The sequence below is a fragment of the Methylobacterium sp. genome, assembly GCF_028290105.1.
Lineage (GTDB): Bacteria > Pseudomonadota > Alphaproteobacteria > Rhizobiales > Beijerinckiaceae > Methylobacterium.
In genome coordinates this window covers 19,904-28,536 of record NZ_JAQGKL010000007.1, presented here as the reverse complement: position 1 = coordinate 28,536, position 8,633 = coordinate 19,904, and the positions used below count along the sequence as shown (strand labels likewise).

At 67.6% G+C, this 8,633-nt stretch carries 9 protein-coding genes; 3 read left to right on the top strand and 6 right to left on the bottom strand.

Translation table 11 applies throughout. The annotated features are described in order from the left end of the window. Positions 1-194: 194 nt before the first annotated feature. On the bottom strand, positions 195-1,079 hold the full coding sequence (locus tag JWQ05_RS00440; protein ID WP_299652803.1) for a LysR family transcriptional regulator: 885 nt from the start codon (positions 1,077-1,079) through the stop codon (positions 195-197). Positions 1,080-1,218: 139 nt separating this feature from the next. Between JWQ05_RS00440 and JWQ05_RS00435 the strand changes: the two genes are divergently transcribed. From JWQ05_RS00435 to JWQ05_RS00425, 3 genes are all read left to right on the top strand, one after another. Then, entirely contained in the window at positions 1,219-1,971 is a 753-nt protein-coding gene (locus tag JWQ05_RS00435) for an SDR family oxidoreductase (protein ID WP_299652800.1), read from the top strand. A 66-nt stretch (positions 1,972-2,037) separates the two neighbouring features. Then, the gene (locus tag JWQ05_RS00430; RefSeq protein WP_299652797.1) at positions 2,038-3,027 is read left to right on the top strand and encodes a zinc-dependent alcohol dehydrogenase family protein; all 990 of its coding nucleotides are present in this window, start codon (positions 2,038-2,040) and stop codon (positions 3,025-3,027) included. Between the two features lie 247 nt (positions 3,028-3,274). After that, positions 3,275-3,907, top strand: a complete 633-nt coding sequence (locus tag JWQ05_RS00425; protein ID WP_299652794.1) for a LysE family translocator — start codon at positions 3,275-3,277, stop codon at positions 3,905-3,907. Between the two features lie 128 nt (positions 3,908-4,035). Here the strand turns inward: JWQ05_RS00425 and JWQ05_RS00420 are convergent, their stop codons facing one another. The 5 genes from JWQ05_RS00420 to JWQ05_RS00400 all read right to left on the bottom strand — a co-directional run bounded on the left by JWQ05_RS00420 (position 4,036) and on the right by JWQ05_RS00400 (position 8,541). Further along, positions 4,036-4,335: a WGxxGxxG family protein gene (locus JWQ05_RS00420; RefSeq protein WP_299652791.1), complete on the bottom strand. Its 300-nt coding sequence runs from the start codon at positions 4,333-4,335 to the stop codon at positions 4,036-4,038. 197 nt (positions 4,336-4,532) lie between these two features. After that, positions 4,533-4,949: an energy transducer TonB gene (locus tag JWQ05_RS00415; RefSeq protein WP_299652788.1), complete on the bottom strand. Its 417-nt coding sequence runs from the start codon at positions 4,947-4,949 to the stop codon at positions 4,533-4,535. Positions 4,950-5,289: 340 nt separating this feature from the next. Further along, positions 5,290-5,607, bottom strand: a complete 318-nt coding sequence (locus JWQ05_RS00410; RefSeq protein ID WP_299652785.1) for a septal ring lytic transglycosylase RlpA family protein — start codon at positions 5,605-5,607, stop codon at positions 5,290-5,292. A 320-nt stretch (positions 5,608-5,927) separates the two neighbouring features. Beyond that, complete coding sequence (locus JWQ05_RS00405) at positions 5,928-7,010, bottom strand: aliphatic amidase (RefSeq protein ID WP_299652783.1); 1,083 nt, start codon at positions 7,008-7,010, stop codon at positions 5,928-5,930. 79 nt (positions 7,011-7,089) lie between these two features. After that, positions 7,090-8,541, bottom strand: coding sequence for a carbohydrate porin (locus JWQ05_RS00400; protein WP_299652781.1), 1,452 nt, complete (start codon positions 8,539-8,541; stop codon positions 7,090-7,092). Positions 8,542-8,633: the final 92 nt, after the last annotated feature.

The following is an 8,633-nucleotide window of genomic DNA, read 5'->3' as shown; positions in this document are numbered from 1 at the left end:
GGGTGCCCCGGCCCCTTCGCCGACTCGACCACGCGGAGGGCGGGCCGGAGGATTGACGTGGTCGCGGGCTGCGCGCTCGCGCGGCGGGCTCGCACGGCCCTGACCCCGATCCGCTTGCCCGTTCGAGCAGGTCGAAGGTGAGGCGGATGCCGTCCGACGCACCTTGGCGCTCGCACCACATCCGTCTGAAAACATCAGGCCCTCAGCCGGTCGATCAGGACCCGGAGACCGCCGGAGAGATGCCTCCGGCTCGGATAGTAGAGAAACAGATCGCCCTTCACGGGAGACCAATCTCCGAGGCAGATGGCCAGCGTCCCGTCGTCGAGGCGGTGTCTGGCGCGATCCTCCCAGACGTAGGCGAGACCGCCGCCCTTCGCTGCCGCCTCGACCATGAGTTCCTGGTCGTCGAGGGTGATCGGGCCATCGACCGCGACCTCGATGGCCTCGCCATCCCGCTCGAACCGCCAGTTGAACATCTTGCCGCTCGGGAAACGGTACCGGATGCCCACATGTCGGGCGAGGTCCCGTGGATGCTCCAGCGGCGCCTTCGTGCGCAGGTACGCTGGCGAGCCCACGACCACGAGACGCTGCACGGGGCCGATCCGAACGGCGACCATATCCTGGGACAGCACCTCTCCGAACCGGATGCCGGCGTCGAAGCCTTCCTCGACGATGTCGACGAGACGGTCCGTCGCCACGATATCGAGGTTCAAGCCTGGATTTTCGTCGATCAGCGAGACCATGACGTCTCGAAGGAGGAATGGGGCAATCGAGGTGGGAAGGTTGATCCGGACGGTGCCGAAGGGGGTTTCCCGGAACGTGTTCAGGCTCTCCTGCGCTCTGGCGATCTGATCGAAGGCGGGTGCGAGTTCGGCGAGGAAGCGTTCGCCCGCGTCGGTCAGGGCGACGCTTCGTGTCGTGCGCTGAAGCAACCGCACGCCGATGCGCTCCTCGAGGCTGCGGATGGCGTGGCTGACGGCCGATGAGGCAACGCCGCGCTCGGTCGCGGCCTTCCGGAAGCTGCGATGCTTCGCGACAGCCAGGAAGGTCGACATCTCGCCGAGTTCGCTTGCCCGCATTGATCTTTCTCATTCAGCACCGCGCGCAGAACTTAGCAGGTAATCGGAACAGTGGATCGCCCTTAGGTTTCGAACAGCAGCACCGACCCGCATCCGTGGGCGTGGCTCCGGCGCTGGCCGGCATCGACGGGGAACCACCATGGACCTTGGACTGAACGGCAAGACGGCGCTGGTCACCGGCGCGAGTCAGGGCCTGGGCCGCGCTATTGCGAAGACGCTGGCGGCCGAGGGCGTACGCGTGTTCGCGACCGCCCGCGACCAGGGATTGCTGGCAAGCCTCGTCGCGGAGGTGGTGGAGGCAGGCGGCGTCGCCCCGGTTACCTTCGAACAGGATTTCGTCGCCCCCGAGGGGCCGGGACGGATCGCCGAGGCGGCGCTGGCCGCGCTCGGCCACGTCGACATTCTCGTCAACAACGCCGGCGGCAGCCGTCCGATGGCCATCGACGCCCCGGAGGACCAATGGGTCGAGGGGATGACCCTGAACTTCGACCGTCACCGCCAACTGACCCAGGCCCTCCTGCCCAACTTCCTTGGCCGTAAATCCGGGGCGATCATCAGCATCTCGGGCAACCTGGAGCCGGAAGTGGTCAATGCCGCGATGGTGGCCAAGGCCGGTCTGGTAGTCTGGTCCAAGGGGTTGTCGGAGCAGCTCGGCCCGCATGGCGTGACCGTGAATTGCGTCCAGCCCGGCCTGATCGACACGGCGCAGATCCGACGGCTCTACCCCGGGGACGAACGGCGCAAGTTCGCCGAGCGGGAGATCGCGCTTCGGGACTTCGGGCAGCCGGAGGACGTCGCGAACGCCGTCACCTTCCTGGCATCGCCGAGGGCCGGCTACGTCACCGGCATCGTCCTCACGGTCGACGGCGGCATGCGCCGGTATTCCTTCTGACACCAGTCTCCGCATCGGAACCGTCCGAGCGGTCGTTCACCCCGACATCAGTTCGAGGAGCATCCCATGTCACGCATCGTCCGTTTCCATGAGATCGGCGCATCCGAGGTCCTCAAGGTCGAGGACGTCGTCGTGCCGGCCCCGAAGGCAGGAGAGGTCCAGATCCGCGTCAAGGCGATGGGCCTGAACCGCGCCGAGGTCATGTTCCGCACCGGCCAGTACGTGACCCAGCCGACGTTCCCGGCCATCATCGGTTACGAGGCATCCGGCACCGTCGAGGCGCTCGGGCCGGACGTCGAAGGCTTCGAAGTCGGCGATGCCGTGAGCGTCGTCCCCTGCTTCATGCTCGGCGCGTACGGCCTGCACGGAGAACTCGTGAACGCCCCCGCCTTCGGTGTGGTGACGCACCCGGACACCCTGTCCTGGGAGGAAGCCGCCGCCACCTGGATGATGTTCACGACCGCCTACGGCGCGCTGGTCGACATCGCCGACGTCAAGGCCGGCGAGACGGTGCTGATCCGCGCCGCGTCCAGCAGCGTGGGGCTCGCTGCTATCCAGATCGTGAATGCCATTGGGGCGATCCCCGTCGCCCTGACCCGCGGGAGCGGCAAGCGCGACGAACTTCTGGCCCAAGGGGCCGCCCACGTCATCGCCACGGAGGAACAGGACCTCGTCGCCGAGGTGAGACGCATCACGGACGGCAAGGGTGCCCGCGTCGCCTTCGATCCGGTCGGCGGCCCGGAGGTGGGCAAGATCCTGGAAGCGCTCAGCGACTTCGGAACCTTCTTTCAGTATGGGGCCCTCGACACGACGCCGCTGACGATCCCGGTCCTGTCCCTGCTAGGCAAGAACCTGACGGTGCGGGGCTACCAGCTCTTCGAAATCACCACGGACCCAGAGCGTCTCCGCAGGGCGAAAGCGTACATCGTCGACGGCCTCGCTTCGGGCGCGCTCAAGCCGGTCATCGCCAAGACCTTCGGGCTCGACGAGATCGTGGAGGCGCATCGGTTCATGGAGAGCAACGCGCAGATCGGGAAAATCGTCGTCACGGTCTAGCCGCTGCGGTCGCATGAGGGTCCGGGCTGCCCGTGCAAAGAACGTCCGCTTCAGGGCGAAGGGTCAGGGTCCGCTCCCCACCCAAAGCAGCCCCTACACGGTCGAGCTGAGCGAGCCCGTACCCCAGGGACATCGCAACGCCCCTGCGCCGACACGACCCATCCGCATTGCCTTCCCGCAACGCGTGGTTGAAGGTGACGGACGGGGTCCGGCGGCGGCGCGGCCCGAACGAGCGAGGAGTGACGCGGTGCCCGAATTCTCGAACCTGATCGCGTTCGCGGCGGTCTCCCTCGGCATGGTGCTGACGCCAGGGCCGAACATGGTCTACCTGATCTCGCGCTCGATCTGCCAGGGCCGGGTCGCCGGGCTGATCTCGCTGTCCGGGGTGGCGCTCGGCTTCGTCGTCTACATGCTGTGCGCCGCCTTCGGCATCACCGCCCTGCTGCTGGCCGTGCCCTTCGCCTACGACACCCTGCGGCTCGCGGGCGCCGGCTATCTCGCCTACCTCGCCTGGAGCGCGCTCCGGCCGGGCGGGCGCTCCCCCTTCGCGATCCGCGACCTGCCCCGGGACAGTGCCGGGCGGCTGTTCCTGATGGGCTTCCTGACCAACCTGCTGAACCCGAAGATCGCCATCCTCTACCTGTCGCTGCTGCCGCAGTTCCTCACCCCGGAGGCGGGCGGCATCCTCGGCCAGTCCCTGGTGCTGGGCTCCGTCCAGATCGTCGTGAGCGTGAGCGTGAACGCCCTCATCGCCGTCACGGCGGGCTCGGTCGCGGTCTTCCTCGCCGGCCGGCCCACCTGGATCGCCGTGCAGCGCTGGCTGATGGGGACGGTGCTGGCCGCGCTCGCCGTGCGGATGGCGGTCGATTCGCGGCGGTGAGCGGGGGTCGGCGTCGTCGCCCATCGGTCGGACCGGACGAGCGAGCGCCTTTCGGGCAACCCGCTTCTCCCGGTGTCACGGCCTCCGCGTGAGGGCGACACCGGGACCACGCAGGGTGGAGGCGGCTCTCAGACCCGGCCGGCGCCCGTGCCCGTGCCCGTGACGTTGTGGGTCGTTCCCGGAACGACGCGATGGTTGCGCCGCATCAGACCCGCCAGACCGGCAAGGCCCAGGAGACCGATCCAGCCGTAATCGTGATGCTCGTCACGGTCGGAACGGACGGGCGGGGTCACCACGCCCGTATTGTTGGCCGCAGGATTGGTCACCCCGGGATTGGTCGCGCCAGGACTGGTCGTCGTGGTCTGAGCCAGAGCAGGGGTCGCCGCAGCCAAGGCGAGGGTGATCAGAGAGACATGAAAGAGGCGCACGAGGTTTCTCCAGGCTTAGGGACCAGTGTGGCGAGAACCGTGGCCTGGGAGGATTGTTCACGACCTCCGTCGTCCTTACGAAAATCTTGGCGCGCGTCGGACTCCGCTGTGAAAGTCGATGCGAGCGCAGGGTTTTCCTACGCGCTGCGCCGTGGCGTCGGGAACGCGCGGGGACGCGCAGGCGCGTCCCCGCGCGTTCACCGGCCGAGCCGAAGGGGAAAGGCGAGTTCGGTCATCCCCGCCTCGGTGAGCAGCGGCGCCGGAGGCGGGCTGAAGGGGCTGGCGGTCCGGACGAGAGACAGCGCCCGCGCATCGAGGTCCGGCGAGCCCGAGCTTTTCTCGACCACGACGCGGTTCACGAAACCGTCCGCCGCGATCTGGAGGCGGATCGTGACGGTACCGGTCCCCTTACCGCGCGGCGTCTTGGTCGCCCCGCCCTCCGCGTCGGCGATCTTCGTGACGACGGCCGACAGCCAATCGCGCACCTCCGACGAGGCCTGCGAAGCGGTTCGCGAAGTGGGTTGCTCGGAGGTCCGCTCCCGCGCGATGGCCTCGCCCGCGACGAGGAGGGCGGCGCAGAGGCCGAGCCGGCCGGCGAAGGAGCGAGGTCCCATACTGAAGCCTTCGTGACCAGCCATTCAGGCTCGCGGACAGGGATGATAGGGCGTGGCGCTCGATCAACCCAGACACGGCCTGGGCTGGACGCCGTCCATGCTCCTCAACGCGGTTCACCGCGTGAGAGGGCCAACCGACGCTGTCACGATCGTGCGGAAGGCCGACTTACGATCACAGGAAGTCACAGGGCTTGGGCGCCCTGCACAGTCTGCATCGACGGGTTCGCTTCGCCCCCACCGCGAGAGCATTTTCTCGGGACACGAGACCGGCTGGCGGGACGACATGCACCTGCGCGAAGACGGGTGGGCGATGTTTCGCGATGCAGCGCTTCCGGAAGCTCTAGAGGCGCGCGAGTTCGACCTTGGCGACGCCCGAGACGCCGATGGCGCGGGCCGAGGCATTGGAGAGGTCGATCACACGCCCGCCGACGAAGGGGCCACGGTCGTTGATCCGGACCACGATCGAGCGGCCGGTGGCCTTGTTGGTGACGCGAACCCGCGAGCCGAACGGCAGGGTGCGATGGGCCGCGGTCAAGCCATGGGTGTTGAAGCGCTCGCCATTGGCCGTGCGTCGCCCCTGGAAGCCGGGACCGTACCAGGAGGCCATGCCGGCTTGACGCTTCGGGGCCGTGCTCGCGTCCGCGTGGGTGGCGCCCATGCACGTCATGGCAGCCAGAGAGGCAAGAGCGAGTACAGAATTGGATTTCATCAGGTTTCCCGTTGCGTATTCAACGGCCTTATCAATTGCGTAACAATACGGCGACAGTATGAGTGACGAAAATACGTCGAAATAGGGCTCGCCCGGGTCACATATGGGGCGCGAAGGTCTCGGGTGTCAGCGGGACCGCCTTCGGATTTCCCCGTCGCGCGATGTCAGCCCGTCACGGGCACAACGTTCCGGACCACGAAACCCCAAACAAAAACCGGCCCCGCCTCAGCGGAGCCGGCCCCGTCAGCCGCGCATCGCGGGCCGGACGGTCACGCCGGGTCGGGCGGGCCCTCGCCCTTGCCCACGAAGTCCTTGCCCACGAAGTCCTTGCCCACGAAGGGGATGCCCTCGATGGGGCATTCCTCGGTGCCGACGCTCTGGCGGGTGATGGCGCGGACCGCGTCGCGGGTGGCGTCGGGATCCTCGATCCAGCGGCGGTAGAAGTCGTAAGGACAGTCCGAGAGGCCGTGGCGGTTGTCGCCGGAGGCGATCAGGCCGGTATAGCCCCGGTGGAGCAGCTTGAAGAGGTGGTTCTCGGACTGGCCGTGGGCGCGGGCGTCGCGGATCAGGAACTTCGAGAGGGCGGCGTACTGGATGCCCATCTCCTCCTCGCCGCATTCGCCGAGGGTGCGACCGTCGAAGCCGATCACCGCCGAGTGGCCGAAATAGGTGTAGACGCCGTCGAAGCCCGCCGCGTTGGCCACCGCCACGTAGGTGTTGTTGGCGAACGCCATCGCCTTCGACATCAGGATCTGCTGCTCCTTGGCCGGATACATGTAGCCCTGGCAGCGGATGATGAGCTCGGCGCCGCGCATGGCGCAGTCGCGCCAGATCTCGGGGTAGTTGCCGTCGTCGCAGATGATCAGGCTGACCTTCATCCCCTTGGGCCCGTCGGAGACGTAGGTCCGGTCGCCCGGATACCAGCCCTCGATCGGGGTCCAGGGCATGATCTTGCGGTACTTCTGCACGATCTCGCCCTGGTCGTTCATCAGGATGAGAGTGTTGTAGGGCGGCTTGTGCGGGTGCTCCTCGTGGCGCTCGCCGGTGAGCGAGAACACGCCCCAGACTTTGGCCTTGCGGCAGGCGGCGGCGAAGATGTCGGTCTCGGGGCCGGGGATCTGGCTCGCCGTCTCGTACATCTCGGCCGCGTCGTACATGATCCCGTGGGTCGAGTATTCGGGGAAGATCACGAGGTCCATGCCGGGCAGGCCGGACTTCATGCCCACCACCATGTCGGCGATCTTTCGCGCGTTCGCCAGGACCTCGTCCCGGGTGTGGAGGCGCGGCATCTTGTAGTTCACCACCGCGACCCCGACGCTGTCGGCGCTCGATGAGATGTCTCCGTGCATCATGGCGTAGTCCTCCGTTTCTTGCGGCGTGGCGCGGGCCGCCCCGTGTGGCGGCCCGCGCGGGGACGGGTTCGCTCGAGCCCTAGCCCGGCGCGAGGCCGAGCAGGGTTCCGAGCGGAACCACGAGGGTGAAGCCGCCATAGATGCCGTCCCTCGGGCGGCGGGCGGTGTAGGGGTTCCAGAACGAGTTCGGGTTGACGACGTACTGGACCACCGGTTCGACGATCACGCCGGCGCCGACATCGATGTGGGCGTTGGCCTCGAAGATGAACTTGTCCCGGGAGAAGGGCGCGCCGGAGCCGCCCGCGAAGGCGTTCGCGTCCGCCAGGAACTCGGCGTAGTTGGCCGCGATGCGCTGCCAGTTCGCCTTGAGGCCGTAGGTGTCTTTGGGCCGGCTCTGGTCGGGCGATTGCAGGATGACGCCCGCGAACGAATTGAACCGGATCGGGATGGTGGAATCGAAGGCGTAGCCCGTGCCCGTGTAGACCGAGACCGAGGCCGGGTGCGGGTTGGCCGCGTCCCGCCCGCCATCGGCGCGCCAGACCGTCTGCGCGCCGGTGAGCACGATGCCGGAGGTGCCAGAGCGCTGCAGGGCCGGGTCGCCGGGGAACAGGCCCTTGGAGCGGCCGAGCGCCGTGCGGAAGTTATCCTCGTGGTCGGCGGTGTTGTAGAAGCCGGTCAGCGAGGCGCGGCCCGGATAGGCCTCCTGGGAGAAGTCGGTCTTGCGGCCGATCTCGGTCATCACCACCGCGCCGGCCAGGCGCTCGTAGCCGAAATCATAGCCCGACAGCACGTTGGTGTTGGGGTTCACGCTGAAGGCGCCGGCCTGGATGTAGGTGGTCGGCGAGAGCTTGTAGGCGACGTTGCCGCCCCAGACCCCGTAGAGCGGGGAGGTGAAGCCGGCGTTGAAGTAGAACATGTCCTGGAAGCAGGAATTGATCGAGTTGCACGGCGGCAGGCCGTAGTACCGGTCCGGATGCGTGCGGCCGACCTCGACCACGAGGCGGTCGTCGAGGAGCTTCTGCTGATAGGTGAAGAGCGAGAGCCGGGCGAAGTTCGGGTTGTAGGGCGGCTGGTAGCCCACCGTGGTGTCGCCGATGTCGGCGGCCATGTTGAGGTTGCGCACGAGGCCGAAGAAGGTCTGCGTGAAGTTGATGGTGCCGCCGGAGATGCCCGCCAGCGTCTGCATGTCCGCCGTCATCGAGAGCACGAAATAGGCGGAGTTCGACTGCTCGCCCGGGCGCAGGCCCATGGTCGGGTTGGCCTGGTAGAAGTCGTAGACGTTCACGTCGAAGGTCAGGCCGCGGGCGGCCATCGCGGTGGCCCAGGGCGCCAGCGGCCCGGTGCGGACCGGGTCCTTGGGTTTTTCCGCGATGCCCGGATCGGTGCGCGGCTGCGTCTGGTCGTTGAACTGCCCCACCGGCGAGGCCGTCTGCGCCTGCGCCGCCCCGGCGAACGCCAGAGACGCGCCGAGCACCAAAGCCGGGAGGCCCATCGTCCGGCGCGCACGCACCGGTCCCCATTCACGTGTCATGATATACCCCCGCATCACAGCATCGATCGCCGCCGGGACCCATCTCGTCCACTTGAGCTGTGGAATTATATCGCGATAGGCCCAGACATTGT